Genomic DNA, 20,182 nt, shown 5'->3' on the forward strand with positions numbered 1-20,182 from the left:
GAGGCGCCCAGAAACCGGGAACGGCCCGGCACGGGGTGCGAAAGGACGCGAAGGGAGAGGAAACCGTCATGAGTGAATCCGACGCGCGCGGCGACGACGTCTATCAGCCCCAGCCCGAGGACGAGCCCTCGGAGGGCCAGCCGGACATGGACAACAGCGTGGGGGAGCCCGACGCCGACGAGATACTCGACCAGGGCTACTCCCCGCCCGAGCGCCCCTACGCGAGCGGCCGCTACACGACCGGCGAGGAACACAGGGCGGGGGAGAGCCTGGACGAGCGCCTCGCCCGCGAGGTCCCCGACCTGGAGCCGGAGCCGGGCGACGGCATCGGAGACCTGGCCGGTGGCGAAGGCGAGCCGGTCGATCCGCAGGCCGGCGGCCCCCGGGCCGGGCGGCTCGCCCCCGCCACCGGATTCCCCCACGCGAACAACGTGCTGGCCCGTGACGTGGGGATCGACGCCGGTGCGGCCTCCGCCGAGGAAGCGGCGATGCACGTCATCGAGGAAGAGCAGCTGTGACGGCGTACGAGGACCCGTAGCCGGTCGGTACGCGTACCGGCTCCGTGTTTTCCGAGGAGAGGACCGCCGATGCCCTTCACCCCGCGCAATCCCGAGACGCTCAAGCAACTGATCGCCCGGGAGGTGGAGGGACTGCGGGCGGCCGCGAGCTGCCACGCGGGAGTGCGGATCGCCCCGGAGGTCCCGTACGGGACCCCCGACGGCGGGGCGTGCCCGTGCGGCGGCGGTGAGGGGCCGGGGCACTCCTGCGGGGACGCGGGCAACGGACACGACCCGTGGGCGTGCGTGTGCGCGACGCTGCCCGCCATTCCGGCGTCCGCCGCACTCCTCGTACCGGTGCCCGACGGTTCGGGCCGGACGGTCGACTTCACCATCCGGGCCGGAAACCACGTCCGGGCCGCCGAGTGGCTCGAAGCCCCCGACGGCCACACGGGCCGCAGGCTCCTCGAAGTCCAGCCTGGAGCGGCGGCCGGCGGGCTGATCGACGCCCTCTCCGACGTGCTCAGCGGAGGCCGGGCGCTGCACTCGTACGCGATGGACTACACCGAGCAGCGGACGGACGGGCTGCACCGCACGCAGCTCCTGTACGACGCGGCGTCCTGCGGGGGCAACGTGCTGGCCACGTGGCGGCCCGCCCGCAACCCCACCGAGCTGCTCTCGCTCGACGCCCAGTACATCGCGTCGATGGGGTGGGGGACGTGGGACCTGCTGTCCGGCCGGGTCACCTGGTCCGAGGGCCTGGCCTCCATCTTCCGGCGCGAGGCCGGCCAGACCCTGTCCCTGGCCGACCTGTGCGACGCCGTGCTCCTGGAGGACGTGTGGCGCTTCGGAAAGCTGCTGACCGGCCTGCTCGACGGTGAAGAACCACCGGGTGCGGAGATCCGCTTCAGCGTTTCCGGCGAGGTCCTCACCCTGCACCTCGTGGGGCACCCCGTGATCGCCACGGACGGCCTGCCGTGGGCCGTGCAGCTCATCGCCCGCGACCTGAGCGCGCAGGTCCGCAGCCGCCAGAGACTGGCGGCCACCCGGCTCCGCACGGAACGGCTCGCGGAGGAGGCGGCCGCAGAGCGTCGCGTCGCCTCGGTGCTCCGCGAGGCGCTCCTGCCCACGCACTCCACGGAGCTCGCCGAGGCCGGGTTCTCCGTCGCCACGGCGTACCTGCCCGCCGAATCCGAAGCCGTGGGAGGCGACTGGTACAAGTGCCGACGGCTGCCCGACGGACGGATCCTGCTGGCCATCGGCGACGCCTCGGGCCATGGCCTGGGCGCGGTGGCCCGCATGGCCCAGCAGCGGCACGCCCTCGCCGGACTCGCGCACGCCCCCGGTACCGACGCGGGGCAGTTGACCACCTGGCTCAACGAACTGCTGTGCGCCGACTCCGCCGCGGAAACGGCGACGGGGATCATCGGGCACATCGACGGGCAGCGCACGCTGCGATGGGCCTGCGCGGGCCATCCGGCGCCGTTGTTGCTGCGCGACGGCCGGGCGTCGGCCCTCGGCACCGGCCACCGGGGGCCGCTCTTCGGACTGGTGCCGGGGCACGCCTACGAGACGGCGGAGGTGCGCCTCCTCCCCGGGGACCTGCTCCTCCTCTACACCGACGGCATGGTCGAGCGCCGGGGAGAGGACATCACCTGCGGGATCGACGCCCTGGCGGACGTCCTCGGCACCTGTACCGGGCTCGGTGCGCAGGAAGCCCTCGACCACATCATGGGCAGCTACGCGGTCACGGAGCACGAGGACGACACCTGCCTGGTGGTCGTACGCATCGGCTGACGGCGACGGGGACGCCGGCCGTTGCCCGCGGGGCGGGAGGGGCGGTTCGTCCGCCGGAACCTGGGCAGGCGGAGGGTGAGGCACCGCGGGCAGCGGGCGGTGCGCATCCAGCGGCCGGGCTCCCGACGCGGGGCCCCGTGAAAGGAGCTCTTCATGGCGGACAAGGCCAAGGGCAAGATGGAACAGGCCAAGGGCAAAACGAAGGAAGCCGCCGGAAAGATCACCGGCAATGAGCGCCTGGAAGCCGAAGGCAAGATGGACGAGGTGAAGGGCAAGGCGAGGGAAACCATGGGGAAGGCCAAGGAGCGCGCCCGCGGCACCAAGGACTCCCTTGACGACCGCTGACGGCGGTGCGACAGCGCATCCTGCCCCCTCGTGGCGGCTTCCGGCCCCCGGCGCTCCGGCGTCGGGGGCCGAGTCGTGCGCCGCCTAGCGGCCGGCACACCCGTCAGCCGTCACCCGTCAGCCGTCAGCCGTCAGCCGTCAGCCGTCACCCGTCAGCCGTCAGCCGTCGGCCGCCCGGGCCGCGGTGTCCGGCCGTCGTCGGGGTGAGGCGTCGAGGAGGGCCCAGAGGCGCCGCCCGTCGTCCGCGAGGTCGTCGCCGCAGCTGTCAAGCGTTGCCAATGCCCCCAGCTCGTCGAAGAGTTCGCCCTCGCGCGAGGTGCCGGGCCGGTGGCTGAGCGCGATGACGAGGATCTTCTCGTCCTGATCGCCGAGGTGCAGGCTCACCCGCTTCCCGCCGTCCTTGACCACCGCCTCGACCAGGAGCAGTACGGCCCGCTCCAGGTCGTGTTCCGCCAGTCCGGGGTAGCCCCAGCCGCGGATCGTCGCCAGCGCCCGGGCGGCAGCCCTCTTCGGGGTCCAGGGATCCGCGCGGAACGCCAGGGCGACCGTCTGCCGGTTCCTGATCCGCATGCGCGCCCGGGGCGATGCCGGCGGAGCCGACTTCGGCGGGAACGACGGCGGCATCGTCGGCTCGGTGGCCTCCGGAGCGGTCAACTCGTCCTCCCGGGAAGCGCGGCCAAGCGGTCTGTCCACCATCCTGGCAGGCCGCCGCGGCCGGCCGGGGGAGAACGGTCAGGGTGCTGCCCCTCTTGCCGCAGGAACGCAGCAACGCCCGGGCGGGCGCGGCCCCTTGCGTGACACCCTCGGACGCGGTGGCGGGCCGGTCCACCGCCGGACGCCACCGGCCGGGTCACACGGTGGCCGTCTCACCGGCCCGGACGCGGGCCAGCACCAGTTGGGCCAACTCCGCCGGGGTCAGCGCGCCGTCCAGGAACACGGTGTCGCCGGGCAGCGTGCCGGTCGCGGCCCTGCACGGCTCGATCCTGTTCTTCACCCACTGCCGGACCCGTTCCTCACGCTCGGGATCATCGGGGAAGAAGACCCGTCCCTCGATGCGCTGCTCCAGCTCGTCCCGGGAGACGTCGAGGAAGAAGTGGTGGAGGCCGATGCCCGCGGCCTCCAACGCGCCGAAGATCTCGGCGACGTACTCGGGCTTGACCAAGGTCATGGGGATCAGCACCGGCCGGCGGTACTCCTCGACCAGCCCCACCGCCAGCGCGGCGACCTGCCGCCGCCACAGCCGGAGGTCCTGGAAGTCCCCGGTCGGCACCTCCACCATGTTCCGCAGCAGGAAGCCGACCGTCTCCGGGTCGTAGACCAGCGCCTCCGGCCAGCGCGTACGCAACTCGTCCACCAACGTCGTCTTCCCGCTGCCGAACGCACCGTTCACCCAGACGATCAACGCGATCCCCCCGCCCCGTTGCCGGGCCCGCGCATCGGGCCCCGCAGTTCGGCTCAGGATGCCGCGCGGCGCGGACGGCGCCAAACCCGACGGCCGTCAGTACGAGTGGTCGACCGTGACGTCGGCCGACAGCCGCAGCGCCTCCTCGGCCGGCGCTCCGCGCAGCCCCAGCAGGGTCAGCGTCAGCGCGTCGACCACGGCGAGGTGGGCCAGCCGGCTGGCGACGGTCTCCAGCCCGAACACCAGGTCCTGCCCGCCCGCGACCAGGGTGCAGTCACTGGACTCGCTCAGCGGCGAGCGGGCATAGCTCGTGAGGGCGATCACCCCGGCCCCGGACCGCCGTGCGCACCGGGCGGTGTCCACCGTGCTGCGCGTCGCGCCCGTATGGCTGATGGCCACGCAGACGCCGGAGGCCGTCAGCTGCGACGCGGCCAGCTGCGCGGTCAGCGGGTCGGCCGGCGCGTCGACCGTGCAGCCCAGGGCGCGCAGCCGGTAGGCGGTGTCCAGCGCGACGGCGCCGGACAGTCCCGCGCCGACGACCAGGACCCGGGTGGCCGCGTCGACCAGTCCGGCCGCCGTCCGCAGCCGCTCCGGGGTCACCGTGGCCGCCAGCCCGTCCAGCGCCTCCCGGGCGGCACGGACCGTGTCGGCCAGGGCGCGGGCGGCCGGGTCCCGGTCCCGGGAGGGTTCCGGAGCGGGTGCCTGCCGGGCGGCGGCGATCTTCAGCTCCTGGTACCCGCGGAACCCCAGCCGCTGGCAGGCCCGTACGACCGAGGAAGGCGCGGTGCCGGCCAGTGCCGCGACGTCGCTGACGCTGAGGTGGACCAGCTCCGCGCCCTTGTCCAGGACGACCTGTGCCACACGGGCCTCGGTGTCGCGCAGCTCGGACAGGTGGGCCCGGACGTGCGCGGCGAGGCCGCCCGTCAGTGCGGAACGAATTTCCATGGGGATAGGCTACTGGGGAAATCCATTCCGCATATATTCCGCAGCCATGCCGGCCCGGCGTGGGACCACCGTGAGGAGCGCACGTGCCCGGGAACCTCCCGTCCATGACGGGTTCGGCCGTCGTACCCGCCGTCGTCCTCGCCTCGGCGGTGCTGCACGCCGTCTGGAACGGCCTCACCCACGGCCTCCGCGACAAACTGGCCGGCTTCACCCTGATCAGCCTGGCCTCCGCCGGATGCGGCGCCGTCCTCGTCTGCTTCGCCCCCCTGCCCGATCCGGCGGCCTGGCCTCACATAGCCGTCTCCGCCGCGCTCCAGGTCGCGTACCAGCTGCTGCTCCTGCGCGCCTACCAGCTCGGCGACTTCGGCCAGATGTACCCCACCGCCCGGGGCACCTCACCCGTCGTGGTGGCCCTGGTCTCGACGACCCTCCTCGGCCACTCCCTGCCCGCCGGCCAGGCCCTCGGCATCGCGGTGGTCTCCTGCGGCCTGGCCGGTCTCGCCCTCGCCGACGGCATCCCGGGCCGCGCCCAGCTCCCCGCCCTCGCCGCCGCGGTCGGCACCGGCGTGATGATCGCCTCCTACACCCTCGTCGACGGCAGCGGCGTCCGCGTCTCCGGCAGCGTCTTCGGCTACATCGCGTGGCTCTTCCTCTGCCAGGGGCTCGTCGTGCCCCTCATCGCCTGGGCCCGCCGGGGGCCCGCCCTGCTCACGGCGCTGCGCCCGTTGTGCGGCCGGGGCCTGGCCGGCGGACTGCTCTCCCTGCTGGCGTACGGGCTCGTCGTGTGGGCGCAGTCCCGCGGCGACCTCTCCACCATCGCCGCCCTGCGCGAGACCAGCATCGTCTTCGGCGCGCTGATCGGCGCGGTCGTCTTCCGCGAACGCCTCGGCCACCGCCGCATCACCGCCAGCTTCACCGTCCTGGCGGGCATCGCGGTACTCCAGCTCGCCGGGTAGTGCCGTGACCGGGGAGTGTCGTCAGCCGACCGCTTCGACGTACGACGCGAGGTTGGCCAGGGAGGAGGCGATCCCGGCCTCGTGAACGGCCTGGTCGATGCCGGGCGGCACGCCCGTGGCGGTGACGGTCACCTCGGTGCCGTCGCCGACGGCAGTGAGGGTCCAGGTCATCGTCATGGTGCCCGCGTACGCCGGGTCGTCGGCCTCGAACACCGCCCGCTGCACCACGCGCTCCGACGGCGCCAGTTCGGCGAACCCGACGTCGACGACGTCCGTCGCGCCCGAGGTCTTGCCCGGACTGCCGGTGGCGTCGAGGTGGGTGAGCGTCATCCGGAACCCGCCGCCGGGCCGGGGGTCCCACCGGTCGATGTGCCCGCGCATGCCGTCCGGCGGCAGCCAGGTCTCGACGGACTGCCGGTCGAGGAGGGCGCCGTAGACGGTCGCCGGCGGCGCCGCGATCACCCGGCGGGCGCGGTCGGTCCTGCTCATGGCCCGATCCTAGGGAGTGCCCAGGGATGGTGACGGCAGGAAACGCGTCGCGCCCGCGTACACGCGGCCGGTGCCGTCGAGCGGTTCCTCCCGGACGCCCTCGCCGGTTCCGGGTGCGTTGATCATCATCGGTTCACCGTTCCTCATCCCCGTGAAGACGCCGACGTGCGATACGGCACCGCCGGTGGTGGACCGGAAGGCGACGACGTCACCGGGACGGAGGTCCTGCGTGCCGGTGATCCTTTCCCCTTCGGCCGAACCCGCCGGTGCGCGTCCGCCGCCCGCGTCGAACTGCGGCTGGGCGTCGCGGGGAACGACGAGTCCGAGCATGGAATAGACCTGGCTGACCAGGCCGGAGCAGTCGTAGCCGAATCCCGAAGCGCCCGCCCAGACGTAGGGGAGGCCGAGGAACGTGCGGGCGGCGGCGACCACGTCCTCGCCGGTCGGGTCCGCCGGTACGGGTGCGAGGTCGGCGGCCCGGAAGAAGAGCCGGGAGCCGTCGCCGGAGCGGGCCTCGACCACGCCCGGAACCGGGCCGGCCTGAACGGGGAAGGACGTGTTGTACGAGTATTCGGCCGACCGCCCGGAAGCGGCTGCGGAGGCCGCGTCGGCGGCGGTGGAGTACCCCCAGGCGGTGGGGCGGCTGATGCGAGCTTCGCGCGTACCGCCGGGCGGCTGCCGGTGGTCGGACGTCAGCTGCCGGTCGGGGATCCAGCCCGGGTACGCGCCCCGCCCCGCCCGGTCCTTGGGGGTGGGCTGACCGTGCACCCAGACGTAGTCCCAGAGCAGGCCGTCCCGCTCCACCGTCTTCTCGACGGTCACCTCGGTCCCGTGCAGGGCCTGGGTCTCGCCGGGGATGCGGCGCTGCTCGTCCAGCGTCATGTCCTCCAGCCAGGCGCGCATGTCGACCGGATTGGCGGTTGCCGGGGCGTCCACGCGCCGGACGCGTGCGGGGTCCGTCCAGACCTCGGCCACCGACACGTCCACGTAGCAGGTGGGTGCCCCGGCGCACGGACGAGGGGCGGCGCCGGCGGCCGCGGCGGCCGGTGCGCCGGGTGGAGGGGCGACGGCGGTGAGGGCGGCTGCCGCCGCGCACGTCAGGGCGATCTTCGCGAGGAACATGAGCAGATTGTGACCCGCATTGATCACGTACCGGGTGATTTCGGGCCGTGGGTGTGCCCCACCCGGACGGCATGAATCCCATTCCATGCAGGACTACGCCGACTGCGCGAACCGCCCGCAGGGGCCCGGTGTGACCGCGACGGGCGGGACCACGGCGTGCTGGACGTGGAGCGCGGCGCACCGCGTGCGGAGCGTGACGGGTCGTGTCAGCGTGGGGGACGAGGAGATCCGTCCCCCGCGTCAAAGGAGCCGCCGTCATGGACGGTACGCAGGACAAGCGCCAGAAGCAGGGCAAGAGCCGCGAGGAACAGGGGCATCACCGTCCCGGCGACCCCGCGCACGCCCAGCCGGGCAAGCAGTCCCGGGAGCAGGGCGACAAGAAGGAGCGGGAGGACACCTCGCGCCGCCGTGAGGACGACCTGCTGCGCGAAGAGGACCTGCACGACGAGACGTTCTGACCTCCGCCGCGTCGGGCACCCCGACCCGTGGCCGGCGGCGGGCGTCCGGCCACGGAAACGGGGCAGGCGCCCGGTAGCGCGGCCGCGGGAAGGGCGGTGATCGTCATGGCGCGTCCGGTGTGGGCCGGGGTGCTGTCGTTCGGCCTGGTCAGCCTGCCGGTGGGCCTCTACACGGCGACCGACAGCCACACGATCCACTTCCACCAGCTCCAGCGCGGCACCTCCGACCGGATCCGCAACCGGCGAGTGAACGAGCGCACCGGGAAGGAGGTCGAGCTCGACGACATCGTGAAGGGGTACGAGACCGGCGACGAGTACGTCCTCGTCGAACCGGAGGAACTCGACGACATCGCCCCCGGCCGGTCGCGGACCCTGGAGGTCACCGGGTTCGTCGACCTCGACGAGGTCGATCCGATCTTCTTCGACAAGACGTACTACATCGGCCCGAAGGGCAAGGAATACGGCAAGGTGTACGCCCTGCTGGAGAAGGCGCTGGCCAAGGCGAACCGAGCGGGCGTCGCGACGTTCGTGATGCGGGGCCGCGCGTACCTGGTCGCGCTGAAGGCCGAGAACGGCATCCTGACCCTGCACACCCTGCACTGGGCCGACGAGATCCGGAACCCCCGCGAGGAACTCTCCGACCTCCCCGGGAAGACGCGGGTCAGCGCACGCGAGATGAAGATGGCCGAGCAGCTGATCAGCGCCCTGTCCATGGACTGGGACCCCGACAGCTTCCGGGACACCTTCCAGGAGAAGGTCGCCGCGCTCATCGAGGCGAAGAAGACCGGCGACAGCGTGGAGAAGGCCGAACCTCCGGCCGGGGCCACCGGCGCCGTAGAACTGATGGACGCCCTCCGTGCCAGCGTCGAGCGGGCCCGCGGCCCCAAGGCCGGCAGCCCCAAGGAGGGCAGTGGCAAGGCCGGGGGCGACAAGGCCGCGACCGCCGCGGGGAAGCGGAGCGCGAAGCCCACGGGGGCGAAGAAGCGCGTCACCGCCAGGAGCGGGCCGCTGAAGTCCCTGACCAAGGCCGAGCTGTACAAGAGGGCTTCCGCCGCGCAGCTGCCGGGCCGCTCCACGATGACGCACGACCAGCTCGCCGAAGCCCTGACCGCCGGAGCGCGCGGGGCGGGCGGGCAACGGGCGGCCTGACAGCCCGGCTGCCCCTGCCCGCTGCCGGATGCTTGCTGTGGGCCGTGGGCCAGCGCCTACTGGGTCGAACTCGGCGTCACCGACGGCGTGATCCGGTCCGTCCGTCCGGTGTCCGGCATGCCTCGCCCGCCGCGCGGGTTCGGCGGCGCGCACCCCGCTGACGGCGGGCGATACCCTCAGGCCGTCGTGTTCGCCTACGGGACGGGGCTGGTGACGGCGTGACGGGGGTGACGGGGGCGGAGTTCCTCAGGGAGCCACGGGCCCGCGGGACCGAGGGGTCCCCCCGCTTCGCGGGGAGCGCAACGCGCCCGTCGGGCGTTGAACCGTCGCAGGGAGCGATCCCGTTGGACACGCCGCACCACCGGAGCGATGAGGAGGACCCGATGAGCACGGCCGACGAGGGACGGCAGTGGCCGGACGAGGCCAGCGTCGAGAGCACGAGGACGACGCTGCTGCAGCTCCTCGCACGGGCAGGGGTCCCGTCCGGTGACGCGCGGGAACTGACCGGGCTCCTGGAGGCAGGGGCACTCGCACTCGCGTACGGGGAGCTGGGCGCCGGCACCCGGAGCGCGCCGGGGGACAAGGGCGAGGAGTACGGGTCGGGCTGGCTCGACGGCGCCGCGGCCGTCCTGGAGGAGCTCGGCGCCGTCGCCGAGCGGACCCTGCTCCGGGTCGTGGGGGAGGACGGGCCGCCGGGCCCGGCCGGGGAACGGCCGCGGGCCGGGCGCATGGAGGTGGAGCGGGCGCGCGTCGCGGTCACGCCCCTGTACCTGTCGTTCACCGAGGTCTCCGACCTGGATCCGGAAGTGACCGACGAGGTGCTCGTCGCCGTGCTCGGCACGATGAGCCCCCGGCAGCGCGCCGGGTACGCCGGGCTGGTGACGGAGTTCGCCGCGGTCCACCGGGGCCGCCTGGAGAGGCTGTACGCGGCGTTCGGAGCGGGCAGCGCCATCACGGTGCACGGCCGCTATTCGCTCGTCCACTCCGTTACCAGCGTCGCCGTACTGGAACGGCTCGTCGCGGCCCCGGAGGCGCTGCGGGAGGAGTGGAACGCCGCCGAGCTGCCGCCCGCGTGGTTGGACGGGCTGACGACCGCCTGGAACGCCCCGGCCTGAGCGGCCCTCGCGACGCGCCCCGGGAGCCCGGGCCGGGGGACCGGTGGGCGGGACCGGTGGCGGGCGCCGCCTCCGCGGCGGCGCGGCCGGCACGCGGAACCGCCCACGGCGTCAGCGGCTCACCGCTGTTTCCCGCTCCACGTGCGTCAGCTTTTCCGGGTTGCGCACCGAGTAGATGCCGGTGATGAACCCGTCTTCGACCCGCATGGCCACGACCAGGTCGATCTCCCCGTCGATCCGCACGACCAGCGCCGGATGGCCGTTGATCTGGGCCGGCTCCAGCGTCGCCACCGGGCCCCACGCCGCAGCGCCGGCGGCCAGCAGGCGGGCCACCTTCTCCGCTCCCACGGTGGGCCGCGGCATCGCCTGCTTGATGCCTCCGCCGTCGCTCAGGGCGACGACGTCCGGCGCGAGGAGGTCGAGCAGGCCTTGTAGGTCCCCCGTCTCGACCGCCCGTTGGAAGGCCCCGAGCGCGGCCCTGGTCTCGTCCGTGGAAACGGGTCCGCGCGGTCGGCGCGCGGCGACGTGTGCCCGCGCCCGGTGGGCGATCTGGCGGACCGCCGCCGGGCTCTTCTCGACCGCCTCCGCGATCTCCTCGTACCCGAGGTCGAACACCTCGCGCAGCACGAACACCGCCCGCTCGGTCGGGGCGAGCGTCTCCAGGACCAGCATCATCGCCATCGAGATGCTCTCGGCCAGTTCGACGTCCTCGGCCACGTCCGGCGCGGTGAGCAGCGGCTCGGGCAGCCAGGGGCCCACGTACGACTCCTTGCGCCGGCCGAGCGTGCGCAGCCTGCCGAGCGCCTGCCGGGTGGCGATGCGGACCAGGTAGGCGCGCTGCTCGCGGACCGTGCTCAGATCGACGCCCGCCCAGCGCAACCAGGTCTCCTGAAGGACGTCCTCCGCGTCCACCGCCGATCCGAGGATCTCGTAGGCGACGGTGAAGAGGAGGTTGCGGTGGCTGACGAACGCCTCGGTGGCGGGGTCGGGCCGGCGGTCGTCCTGGCTCATGCGGTGTCTCCTGTTTCTTCGCTCTGAAATGGATCGCACACAAGACACCGCGGTACGCCGTTCTGTGACACTGCGCCATGTGTGACGTGCGACACCTCGAAGGGCTGTCACAGGACGCGGTCCGCCGGCATCTCATGTCCGACCAGTCACACGAAGCACCAGTCACACGAAGCAGGAGGCGGACATGAAGGTCGTGGTGGTGGGCGCCGGTTACGCGGGCATGCTGGCGGCGAACCGGATCGCCAAGAAGGTGAAGGGCGCCGAGATCACGGTGATCAACCCGCGCCCCGATTTCGTGGAACGCGTACGGCTGCACCAGCAGATCGTCGGGAGCGCCGCCGTGGCGACACCCCTCACGTCGATGCTGCGCGCCGGGATCGGTTCGAAGGTCGCCGCCGTCGACAGGATCGGAGACGGCCACGTCACCCTGGACGACGGCACGAGCGTCGACTTCGACTACGCGTTCCTCGCCGTCGGCAGCACGGTGCGGCCGATGCCGGGCACCGTCCCGGTGGGCACCTGGGAGGGGGCCGAATCGGCCCGCGAGGGCCTGGCCGCCCTCCCCGCGGGCAGTACGGTCACGGTGATCGGGGGCGGCGCGACCGGCGTGGAGACGGCGGCGGAGGTGGCCGACGCGAGGCCGGACCTCCGGGTGCGGATCGTCGGGTCGTCGGTCGCCCGGGACTTCTCCGGCCGGGCGCACCACCGCGTCCGGTCCGGACTGGAGCGGCTGAAGGTCGACATCGTGGACGACGGCGTCACGGAGGTCACCGACGGCGTCGTGCACCTGCGGTCGGGAGCGGCGTTCGCCTCCGACCTGACGCTGTGGGCGATCGTGTCGGGCGTTCCCGACCTCGCGGCCCGCAGCGGTCTGAAGGTCGACGCGGAGGGCCGTGCGCTCGTGGACCCGTACCTGCGCAGCGTCGACGACGAGCGGATCTTCGTCGTGGGCGACTGCGCGGCGGTACCCGGAGCCCGCTTCGCCTGCGCGCTCGCCACACCGCAGGCCGCTCACGCGGCCAACACCCTCGCCCGGCTGATCGAGGGCCGCAGGCCCGAGCCGTACGCGCCGCGTTACGTCGCACGGGCCGTCACGCTCGGACGCAAGGACGCGGTGGGCCAGTTCACGCGCCCCGACGACTCCCTCCGGCGTACCTGGATCACCGGGCGCACCGCGGTCGTGGTCAAGGAGATGGCGTCGCGCGGCGGAAAGTACGGCGCCCGCACGGGAACCGGCGCCTGAACCGTGCGGGTGGTGCGTGCGCACCGGGTCGGGGGAGGCCCGGGCGGGGCCGTCCACCGGGCACCGGCCCGCGTTCCTACTCGGACGGAGGTGAGTACCAGCGCCCTGCCGGGCGGTCGGGCCGGCCACCACACTGGGGGTCATGCGCAGAGAACAGCGGAAACACGCTCCCCAGCTGGTGGCGACCCTGGTCCTGGCCGCTCTGGCGATGGCGGGATGGGCCGCCTGGCTGGGCTGGGACCAGCACCGTGACGTCCAGCCCGACGGTTCGACGACGGGCCCCTACGAGGCGTGGCAGGTGATCGGGCTCGGGCTGACCCTGCTGGTGCCGGTGTACTGGGCGGCATCCCGGGGGCACGTCGCGGCCGCGGTGCTCGGCACCACGACCGGGCTGACGGTGGCCGCCTTCTACGACTGGTCGGACGATTCGAGCGGGCTCTTCGTGATCGGCGTGGGCATGGTCATGATCGGGAGCCTGGCGGTGACCGGCGTCGTCTCGCTCCTCATCGCCGCCGCGCAACGCAAGACGGGATCCGACCGCCCCGAGCACCGGGGCGGGTGAGGCCGTGGCCCCTCCCCTCCAGGACGGCCCGTTCGACACGGTCTCCCGTCGCCACGACCGCGAGCCCCTACGCCGCAAGCCGAGGGCGTCACAGCCCCGGTCGAAGACCCGGCCGGCCCGCTCGGCGGCTGCGGCCGCGCCGGACGCGAACCCGGGTACGGGAGCTGGACGCGGCGTTGGAGCCGGTGGAGGGCCATGAGGCCGCCGCGTTCCTGGCCGGTGTCGCCTCCGTCGACCTCGTCTGGCCGGAACACCGGCACCTGCCCCCGGACGTCGCCCTGCGCGCGGCGGCCCGTGCGGTCGCCCTGCTCGGTCCGGAGGCGACCTGGTGGACCAACCACGATGCCCGGGCCGGGTCCGTGTACGGCCTGACCCCGCTCTTCGACAGCCTCGTCGCCGGTACGGACGGCACGTACTTCGCGATCGCCCTCCAGATCGCGGATGACTGAGCGGGCCCGGAGAAAAGACCTGGCAGGCCGGACCGGGGGCCGATAGGCTCCGCGACGATGACGAACCACACCTCTCACAGATCGGGGGTCCCGTCCGCGCAAGGTGAGTGCTGATGCTCACCGACACCGCGAAGGGACTCTCCCTCCATTCCTTCTGGCCGCGCGTGCGCGAGTTCGCCGTGCCGCCGTCCATGGTCGAGACCGCGACCGCCCGCCGTCATGCCGGCGACTGGGCCGGGGCATGTGCCGCCGCGGGCTTCGACGTCGATCTCAGTCCACGGTCCGTGGCGCGCACCCACGGGCACGAACGCGCGGCCCAGATCCGCGCCGACCTCCGCCATCTCGCCCCCGACCTGCTGCGCTGGCACATGCCCAGGGTCGCGCCCGACGGGCTGCTGCGGCCGGGGCTGACCCTGACCCTGGCCCGGTACGGCGACGTGCACCTCGTCGCCCGCACCCCACCCGCGTGGGCCGACGCCGGACAGCGCGTCAGCCTCGCGCTCTGGGACGGAACCCGCTCCGAGGCCACCGCCCGCCGGCACCCGCATCCCCACCCCGACCGGCGGTTCCGCCTCGACCTGCACCGGCACCTGTGGGACGCGCGCCGGACGGACGAGCTGCGGTCACGGTCCGGCGCCGACCGCCCCTGCGCCGACGGCCCGCCCCCGGCGCACGCCGTCGACCGCTGGGCGGCCGAGGCGCGGCTGCTCCTCCGGGCCGAGGGGATGCCCGCCGGTCCGGTGTCCGTCCGTCTCGGCGGCCGGAACAGGCTGCTCCTCCAACCGGCCCCGGACGGGGAGGGATACCGGGAAGCGCCGCGCACCGCCGGGCCCGGAGACCCCCCGCCGCCGGTCCTGCCGTACGCCGCCACCTGGCGGCTGCCCGACCTGATGCTGCTGCGCGCCGGAGCGCTCCCCGCGCACCGCCTGCACCCGCTGGTGGCGTCGGCCCTGGTACCGGACCTTCCGGCGCGCGACCCGCTCCGGAGCCCGGAACCGTACGGGGGGCCGCACCTCGTCGAATGCCGCGGAGCCCTGCACCGGATCGCCCTGGTGGACGGAGTACTGGCCCCGCTGGACCACGACCCGGACGAACTGCGCCGCGAGGAACTGCTGGTCGCCCTGACCGGCACGCCACTGCCCTGCCTGCGGGCCATCGACGTCGCGCACCGGCGCCCCGACTGCCTGACGGGCGTGCGCGAACGCCTCGACCACGGGGACGTCGCCGGTGCGCTGGCCGTCGTCGAGGGCCTGCTCGGCCCCGACGCAGTCCTGCGCGACGGCGTACTACGGGACGAACTGGAGGCGGCCGCGCGGCGGCGGCTCACCCACGGGCTGTACCGGGCCGGCCTCGCGGAACCGGGCGCCGGTCAAGCCCGCCCGGCGCCCGGGCGCCCCCGTGACCACCGTCGGCGTCTGCGCCACGGCACCCACCGCTGACCGGCCGCTTCCCCTCCTGCTTCCACCCGCCACGAACCCCTGAGGTGACCACACATGCCCGTACGCACCCCACCCACCGCCGGCCCCCGGCTCGACGTCGCCGACGCCCTGCTGGACCTGCTCCGCGACACCACCACCGAACCCCGCCCCGACATCCAGCTGGAGGCCCTGACCCTCGCCGTCGCCGCCGACCTGCCCGTCCTCCTGTGGGGCGAGCCGGGCATCGGCAAGACCGCGGCCCTGACCCAGCTCGCCGAGGAACTCGAACTGCCGCTGACGACCGTCATCGCCAGCGTCCACGAGCCGTCCGACTTCTCCGGGCTGCCCGTCGTCGGGGACGACCCCGCCGAACAGGGCGTCCCGATGGCCCCGCCGGACTGGGCCGTGCGCCTCGTACGGGCCGGCCGGGGCCTGCTCTTCCTCGACGAACTGTCCACCGCACCCCCGGCCGTGCAGGCGGCCCTGCTGCGCCTCGTACTGGAGCGGCGCATCGGTTCCCTGCAACTGCCGCCCGGCGTGCGGATCGTGGCCGCCGCCAACCCGCGGTCCTCGGCGGCCGACGGGTGGGAGCTGAGCCCGCCCCTCGCGAACCGCTTCGTCCACCTCCAGTGGATCCACGACCACGAGGTCGTCGTACGCGGCCTCGGCGGGACCTGGCCCCGGGCCACCCTGCCCCGGCTCGACCCGGGGGAACTGACGCGGTCCGTGCGGCACGCCCGGCGCGCGGTGTGCGGGCTCCTGGAGGCCCGGCCCGCGCTCGTACACCGGCTGCCGAGCGGCGAATCCCGGCGGGGCGGCGCATGGCCCTCGCCGCGCAGCTGGGAGATGACCCTGCGTCTGATCGCCTTCGCCACGGCGTCCGGCTCCTCCCGGGAGGTACTGTCCCTGCTGGTCAGAGGCACCGTGGGGGACGGGCCCGGGCTGGAACTGCTCGCGAGCATGGACCGGATGGACCTTCCGGACCCCGAGTCGCTCCTCGCCGATCCGGCCGGGGCCGTCCTTCCCGAGCGCGGGGACCTGCGCCAGGCCGTGCTCGACGCGGTGGTGGCGGCGGTCCGCAACCGCCCGGACGAGGCTCGCTGGGACGCGGCGTGGGCGCTGCTGGTCCGGGCGCTGGAGACCGGCGCGCCGGACCTGGTGGTCGTGCCGGCGACGACGCTCGCCGCGCTGCGGCAGGAGGAATGGGAGGTACCGGCGGCGATCGAACGCCTCGCGGGGGCGGTGGCCCTGTCCCGGCGGGCGGACCGGGCGGCGGCCAGGGTCACCGCGCGGACCGGCCGGTGACGGGCCGGCCGATGACGGACGTCCCGATGACGGGCAGCACGGCGCCGGACCGGCCGACCACGGACCGGCCGACCACGGACCGGCCGAGGACGGACCTCCCGACCACGGACCTCCCGATCACGGGCGGAGCGCCGCGGGGACTCGACCGCGACAAGCTCTTCGCCGCCCGGCTGCACGCCGTACGGGTCCGGCCCTACCTGGCGACCGCCCTGTTCGCCCTCCACGCCGTGGAGTCGCGCAGGGTTCCGACGATGGCCGTCGACCGGCACTGGCGCTGCTACGTCTCGCCCGCCTTCGTGGACCGGACCCCGGTCGAGGAACTCGCCGGGGTATGGGTGCACGAGGTGTCGCACCTGCTCCGCGACCACCACGGGCGCAGCGACCGGTACGCCAGGGAACACGGGCTGACCGGCCCGGCGGAACGGCTGCGGATGAACATCGCCGCGGACTGCGAGATCAACGACGACGTCTTCGGCGACGGGCTGGCCACACCCGAAGGCGTCGTCCAGCCCCGGCTCCTGGCCCTGTCGCCGGGGGAGCTGATGGAGGACTACCTGCGCCAGTTCCGGCTCGGACCCCGTACGGAGGACATCGCCTGGCTGGACTGCGGCAGCGGCGCCGACGGGCTGGAACGGGACTGGGACCTGGGCCCGGACGGCGCGCACGGCCTCAGCGAACAGGAGCGGGACGCGGTCCGGTTCCGGGTGGCGCAGGGCATCGTAGGGCAGCCGGGAGACACCCCGAAGGGGTGGCGGCGGTGGGCGGAGGAGGCCTTCCAGCCGACGCAGCCGTGGCGGGACCTGCTGGGAGCGGCGCTCCGCTCGGCGATCTCCGGCTCCGGTTCGGGCGACGACTACAGCTACGGCAGGCCCTCACGGCGTTCCGCCGGGGTGCCCGGCGCCGTCCTGCCCAGCCTGCGACGCAGGCCGCCCCGGGTGTGCGTGGTCGTCGACACCTCGGGCTCGGTCAGCGACACCGAACTGGGCAGCGCCCTCCGCGAGGTCGCGGAGATCTCCCGGGCGGTGGGCGGCCGCCGCGACCTGGTCTCCGTACTGTCCTGCGACGCGTCCGCGCAGTCGGTCCACACGCTGTGCCGCACCGAGGGGATCGAGCTGGTCGGCGGCGGGGGCACGGACCTGCGCGAGGGCTTCGCCGGTGCCCTGCGGGCCCGGCCCCGGCCGGACGTCGTGGTGGTCCTGACGGACGGCCAGACGCCCTGGCCCTCCCAGCGGCCGCCGTGCCGCACCGTGGTGGGACTGTTCGCCCGGCAGCGCGGCAACGGTTCCCTCGACGAGCAGAACCCCGACTACGTCCCGGACACACCCCCGGAATGGGCCCGCGTGGTCCAGATCGGCTAGTGCCGTGACGACAGGGCCTACGCCCGGGCCACCACCAGGTTGCCGTCCGGGGTGCGGCGGGCGAGGAGGCCGGTGCGGAAGTGGCCGTCGGTGGTGAAGGAGCGCGCGTCGTGGTCGGGCGCCCGGTAGTAGCCGCGCACGGTGTGCGGGCCGCGGGCGAGGAGTTCGCCGGGTTCCCCGTCGGGCACGTCCTTGCCGTCGGCGTCCACGATGCGGATCTCGTCGGCGGGGGAGAGCGGGCGGCCCTGCGTCGTGAGCACGGTCTCGGCCGGGTCGGTGAGCCGGGTGAGGGTGAGCAGTCCCTCGGGCATGTCGAGGACCTGCTGGAGGCGGCAGTCCCAGGCCGCGCCCGCCCGTTCGACGGTCTCCCGGTGCGGGGGCGCCCCGCCGATCTGCACGAGGCGCAGACTGCTCAGGTCGGCCCGGACCGAGGGCAGTGCGTCGAGCCAGTGCCGGGCGACGGCGGGTACCACCGACGTGACGGTGACCCGCTCCCGTCCGATGGCCGTCAGGCACGCGGCGGGGTCCGGGCTGTCGGACAGGACGACGGTGCCGCCGACGGACAGGGTTCCGACGATGCCGGGGCAGCCGAAGGCGAAGTTGGACTCGGCGGGCAGCGCGGCGAGGTACACGTCGTCCTCGGTGAGCGACACCAGCTCGGCGGCGGCCCGCACCTGGTGGGCGTAGTCGTCGTGGGTGCGCGGAACGAGCGCGGACGGGCCGGCCGTACCGCCGGAGAGAAGGAAGAACGCGACCTGGTCGGCGCTCTGCGCGAGCGCCGGCTCGGGCGGGGCGTCGATGGACCCGAGCGAGCTGTACTGACAGCCCGACGGGTCGGTCGTCAGGCCGCCGTACGGGGACGAGGTGCCCGGCGCGTCGAGGGTGAACACCCGTCGCAGGAAAGGCCCTTGGGCGGCGATGTCCGCGGTGGTCGCGGCGGTGTCGAAGTCCGGGTGCGCGGCGGGTCCGACGTATCCGACGGCCTGGGTGATCCGCACGAGGTCGGCCAGCCGTGACGCGGGGTACGGAACCGGGCAGAACACGGGGACCGTGCCGGCGCGCATGAGGGCGAACACGGTGATGACGAACTCGGGGACGTTCGGCAGCTGGACGACGACCCGCTGTCCGGGCCGGAGGCCGCGCAGCCGGAACCCGGCGGCCATGCGGTCCACGCGGCGGTTCAGGTGCGCGTACGTGAGGCGGGTGCCGTCGTGCACGAGGGCGGTACGCGGACCGTACTGCAGGGCCCAGCCGCGCATGAGGTTGTCCAGCGTGTTGCCGCGCCAGTGCCCGGCCGACCAGTAGCGGTCGACGAATTCCTCGGGCCAGGGCGTGCAGCCCTTGAGCATGGATGCCATTCGCTTCCTCCGCGGTGCCGGGGAGCGCCCCCGCCTTCTTGATCTTGGTCAACCCAATCGGCCGGCAGCCCCACGGGCAAGGCGCTGTCCGCACCATGGCCGCCGGAGCCCATCGGCGGAAGCACCAACGGGCGCCGCTGACCAGGCAGAACGATGGGGCGGCCACCTCCGCGAGAAAACAGTAGCCATGGATATGGTAGCCATGTACGCTATTTTTCATGAGCAAGGTTTCACCGAGTCCCACGCCCGGCTTCCTGGTGTGGCGGCTCGCCAACAAGTGGCGCGTCGCGGTCGATCGCGCGGTGGCTCCGCTGGGCCTCACCCACGCGCAGTACTCGCTGGTCGCGTCACTGCACGGCATGCAGCGCACCGGCGAGCGGCCCAGCCAGCGCCGGCTCGCCGACCACACCGGCCTCGAAGCGCTGTACGTGTCGAAGCTGGCGCGGGCCCTGGAGTCGGCCGGGCTGATCGAGCGCACCCGCGATCCCCGCGACCCGCGCGCCGTACAGCTCGCCCTCACCGCGCAGGGCCGGACCGTCACGCGGCAGGCCATCGCGGTGGTCCAGGAACTGCTCCAGCAGTTGCTGGAGCCGCTCGGCGGCCCCGACGCCCCGCGGACCCACGCGTTCACCGAGGAACTGACGACCCTGCTCGACGCACCCCTCGCTCCATCCGCACCGACCGACGAGACCACCCGGGGGACGACACCATGACCAGCACCGCAGCCACCACCGCAGCCACCACCGCAGCCACCACCTCACCCGTCGCCGACGCCCGCGCCCTCGGCCTGGCCCACTACGCCGCCCGCGGGGTCCTGGAACACGTCCTGGCCCGGCACGGCCGCACCTTCCCGCAGCAGGTCGTCCTGCGCGCCGCCGTCACCGCCTACGCCCCGCGGACACCGGACGAACTCGTCACCGAGGTCCAGGGGTCCCTCAAGGCGGACCCGGCCGACATCCGCACCGTCCTCGACGACCTGCTGGCCGAACAGCTGCTGGCCGCGGACGGCGCGCACCTGCGCCCCACCGAAGCGGCCCGCGAACTGCTCACGGCCGTCGCCGCGGAGACCGCCCCCCTCACCGCCCGCATCTGGAGCGGCATGCCCGCCGAGGACCTGGCCGCCGCCGGCCGTGTCCTCGCCCTGGTCACCGAACGCGCCAACGCGGAACTCGCCGCACTGACCGCCTGACACCCGACCGCCTC

At 73.9% G+C, this 20,182-nt stretch carries 22 protein-coding genes; 15 read left to right on the plus strand and 7 right to left on the minus strand.

Annotated features, from left to right (window positions below):
• The first annotated feature begins 68 nt into the window (after positions 1 to 68).
• The 3 genes from ABZZ17_RS12710 (at position 69) to ABZZ17_RS12720 (ending at position 2,639) form a co-directional block, all read left to right on the plus strand.
• Positions 69 to 518: a DUF5709 domain-containing protein gene (locus ABZZ17_RS12710; RefSeq protein ID WP_356875013.1), complete on the plus strand. Its 450-nt coding sequence runs from the start codon at positions 69 to 71 to the stop codon at positions 516 to 518.
• A gap of 69 nt (positions 519 to 587) precedes the next feature.
• Positions 588 to 2,294: a PP2C family protein-serine/threonine phosphatase gene (locus ABZZ17_RS12715; protein WP_356875015.1), complete on the plus strand. Its 1,707-nt coding sequence runs from the start codon at positions 588 to 590 to the stop codon at positions 2,292 to 2,294.
• A gap of 153 nt (positions 2,295 to 2,447) precedes the next feature.
• Complete coding sequence (locus tag ABZZ17_RS12720) at positions 2,448 to 2,639, plus strand: CsbD family protein (protein WP_356875017.1); 192 nt, start codon at positions 2,448 to 2,450, stop codon at positions 2,637 to 2,639.
• 159 nt (positions 2,640 to 2,798) lie between these two features.
• Here the strand turns inward: ABZZ17_RS12720 and ABZZ17_RS12725 are convergent, their stop codons facing one another.
• The 3 genes from ABZZ17_RS12725 to ABZZ17_RS12735 all read right to left on the minus strand — a co-directional run bounded on the left by ABZZ17_RS12725 (position 2,799) and on the right by ABZZ17_RS12735 (position 4,986).
• Positions 2,799 to 3,293, minus strand: coding sequence for a hypothetical protein (locus ABZZ17_RS12725; protein WP_356875019.1), 495 nt, complete (start codon positions 3,291 to 3,293; stop codon positions 2,799 to 2,801).
• A gap of 196 nt (positions 3,294 to 3,489) precedes the next feature.
• A complete protein-coding gene (locus tag ABZZ17_RS12730; protein WP_356875021.1) occupies positions 3,490 to 4,041 on the minus strand; it encodes an AAA family ATPase in 552 nt (183 codons plus the stop codon).
• 96 nt (positions 4,042 to 4,137) lie between these two features.
• Positions 4,138 to 4,986, minus strand: a complete 849-nt coding sequence (locus ABZZ17_RS12735; protein WP_356875023.1) for a MurR/RpiR family transcriptional regulator — start codon at positions 4,984 to 4,986, stop codon at positions 4,138 to 4,140.
• A gap of 104 nt (positions 4,987 to 5,090) precedes the next feature.
• Here ABZZ17_RS12735 and ABZZ17_RS12740 point away from each other — a divergent pair, with 104 nt between their 5' ends.
• Positions 5,091 to 5,942 carry a DMT family transporter gene (locus ABZZ17_RS12740; RefSeq protein ID WP_356875211.1) on the plus strand — a complete coding sequence of 284 codons (852 nt, stop codon included), beginning with the start codon at positions 5,091 to 5,093 and terminating at the stop codon, positions 5,940 to 5,942.
• Between the two features lie 21 nt (positions 5,943 to 5,963).
• Here the strand turns inward: ABZZ17_RS12740 and ABZZ17_RS12745 are convergent, their stop codons facing one another.
• Both ABZZ17_RS12745 and ABZZ17_RS12750 read right to left on the minus strand, forming a co-directional pair.
• Positions 5,964 to 6,431 (minus strand): SRPBCC family protein, encoded by a 468-nt coding sequence (locus ABZZ17_RS12745; RefSeq protein ID WP_356875025.1) that lies wholly within the window; start codon positions 6,429 to 6,431, stop codon positions 5,964 to 5,966.
• A 9-nt stretch (positions 6,432 to 6,440) separates the two neighbouring features.
• On the minus strand, positions 6,441 to 7,553 hold the full coding sequence (locus ABZZ17_RS12750) for a C40 family peptidase (RefSeq protein WP_356875027.1): 1,113 nt from the start codon (positions 7,551 to 7,553) through the stop codon (positions 6,441 to 6,443).
• A gap of 257 nt (positions 7,554 to 7,810) precedes the next feature.
• On the opposite strand from ABZZ17_RS12750, the gene ABZZ17_RS12755 reads away from it, so the two are divergent.
• The 3 genes from ABZZ17_RS12755 to ABZZ17_RS12765 all read left to right on the plus strand — a co-directional run bounded on the left by ABZZ17_RS12755 (position 7,811) and on the right by ABZZ17_RS12765 (position 10,275).
• Entirely contained in the window at positions 7,811 to 8,011 is a 201-nt protein-coding gene (locus ABZZ17_RS12755; RefSeq protein WP_356875029.1) for a hypothetical protein, read from the plus strand.
• 105 nt (positions 8,012 to 8,116) lie between these two features.
• The gene (locus ABZZ17_RS12760) at positions 8,117 to 9,160 is read left to right on the plus strand and encodes a Ku protein (RefSeq protein ID WP_356875031.1); all 1,044 of its coding nucleotides are present in this window, start codon (positions 8,117 to 8,119) and stop codon (positions 9,158 to 9,160) included.
• Positions 9,161 to 9,543: 383 nt separating this feature from the next.
• The gene (locus ABZZ17_RS12765; protein ID WP_356875034.1) at positions 9,544 to 10,275 is read left to right on the plus strand and encodes a hypothetical protein; all 732 of its coding nucleotides are present in this window, start codon (positions 9,544 to 9,546) and stop codon (positions 10,273 to 10,275) included.
• A gap of 111 nt (positions 10,276 to 10,386) precedes the next feature.
• Here the strand turns inward: ABZZ17_RS12765 and ABZZ17_RS12770 are convergent, their stop codons facing one another.
• Positions 10,387 to 11,286: an RNA polymerase sigma-70 factor gene (locus tag ABZZ17_RS12770; protein WP_356875036.1), complete on the minus strand. Its 900-nt coding sequence runs from the start codon at positions 11,284 to 11,286 to the stop codon at positions 10,387 to 10,389.
• A 184-nt stretch (positions 11,287 to 11,470) separates the two neighbouring features.
• Here ABZZ17_RS12770 and ABZZ17_RS12775 point away from each other — a divergent pair, with 184 nt between their 5' ends.
• From ABZZ17_RS12775 to ABZZ17_RS12800, 6 genes are all read left to right on the plus strand, one after another.
• Entirely contained in the window at positions 11,471 to 12,529 is a 1,059-nt protein-coding gene (locus ABZZ17_RS12775; protein ID WP_356875038.1) for an FAD-dependent oxidoreductase, read from the plus strand.
• Between the two features lie 142 nt (positions 12,530 to 12,671).
• On the plus strand, positions 12,672 to 13,091 hold the full coding sequence (locus ABZZ17_RS12780) for a hypothetical protein (RefSeq protein WP_356875040.1): 420 nt from the start codon (positions 12,672 to 12,674) through the stop codon (positions 13,089 to 13,091).
• A 185-nt stretch (positions 13,092 to 13,276) separates the two neighbouring features.
• Positions 13,277 to 13,540 (plus strand): hypothetical protein, encoded by a 264-nt coding sequence (locus ABZZ17_RS12785; RefSeq protein ID WP_356875042.1) that lies wholly within the window; start codon positions 13,277 to 13,279, stop codon positions 13,538 to 13,540.
• A 113-nt stretch (positions 13,541 to 13,653) separates the two neighbouring features.
• Complete coding sequence (locus ABZZ17_RS12790) at positions 13,654 to 14,979, plus strand: hypothetical protein (protein ID WP_356875044.1); 1,326 nt, start codon at positions 13,654 to 13,656, stop codon at positions 14,977 to 14,979.
• A 54-nt stretch (positions 14,980 to 15,033) separates the two neighbouring features.
• Positions 15,034 to 16,263: a MoxR family ATPase gene (locus ABZZ17_RS12795; RefSeq protein WP_356875046.1), complete on the plus strand. Its 1,230-nt coding sequence runs from the start codon at positions 15,034 to 15,036 to the stop codon at positions 16,261 to 16,263.
• Between the two features lie 26 nt (positions 16,264 to 16,289).
• On the plus strand, positions 16,290 to 17,621 hold the full coding sequence (locus tag ABZZ17_RS12800; protein ID WP_356875048.1) for a VWA-like domain-containing protein: 1,332 nt from the start codon (positions 16,290 to 16,292) through the stop codon (positions 17,619 to 17,621).
• A gap of 17 nt (positions 17,622 to 17,638) precedes the next feature.
• Here ABZZ17_RS12800 and ABZZ17_RS12805 read toward each other — a convergent pair whose 3' ends face one another.
• Positions 17,639 to 18,979, minus strand: a complete 1,341-nt coding sequence (locus ABZZ17_RS12805; RefSeq protein ID WP_356875050.1) for an AMP-binding protein — start codon at positions 18,977 to 18,979, stop codon at positions 17,639 to 17,641.
• A 218-nt stretch (positions 18,980 to 19,197) separates the two neighbouring features.
• Here ABZZ17_RS12805 and ABZZ17_RS12810 point away from each other — a divergent pair, with 218 nt between their 5' ends.
• Together ABZZ17_RS12810 and ABZZ17_RS12815 are read left to right on the plus strand one after the other, a co-directional pair.
• Positions 19,198 to 19,692, plus strand: a complete 495-nt coding sequence (locus ABZZ17_RS12810) for a MarR family transcriptional regulator (protein ID WP_356875052.1) — start codon at positions 19,198 to 19,200, stop codon at positions 19,690 to 19,692.
• Positions 19,689 to 20,168, plus strand: coding sequence for a MarR family transcriptional regulator (locus ABZZ17_RS12815; RefSeq protein WP_356875054.1), 480 nt, complete (start codon positions 19,689 to 19,691; stop codon positions 20,166 to 20,168). The genes ABZZ17_RS12810 and ABZZ17_RS12815 overlap by 4 nt, the downstream gene beginning before the upstream one ends.
• Positions 20,169 to 20,182: the final 14 nt, after the last annotated feature.

It is taken from the genome of Streptomyces sp. NPDC006512 (assembly GCF_040611935.1).
GTDB lineage: Bacteria > Actinomycetota > Actinomycetes > Streptomycetales > Streptomycetaceae > Streptomyces.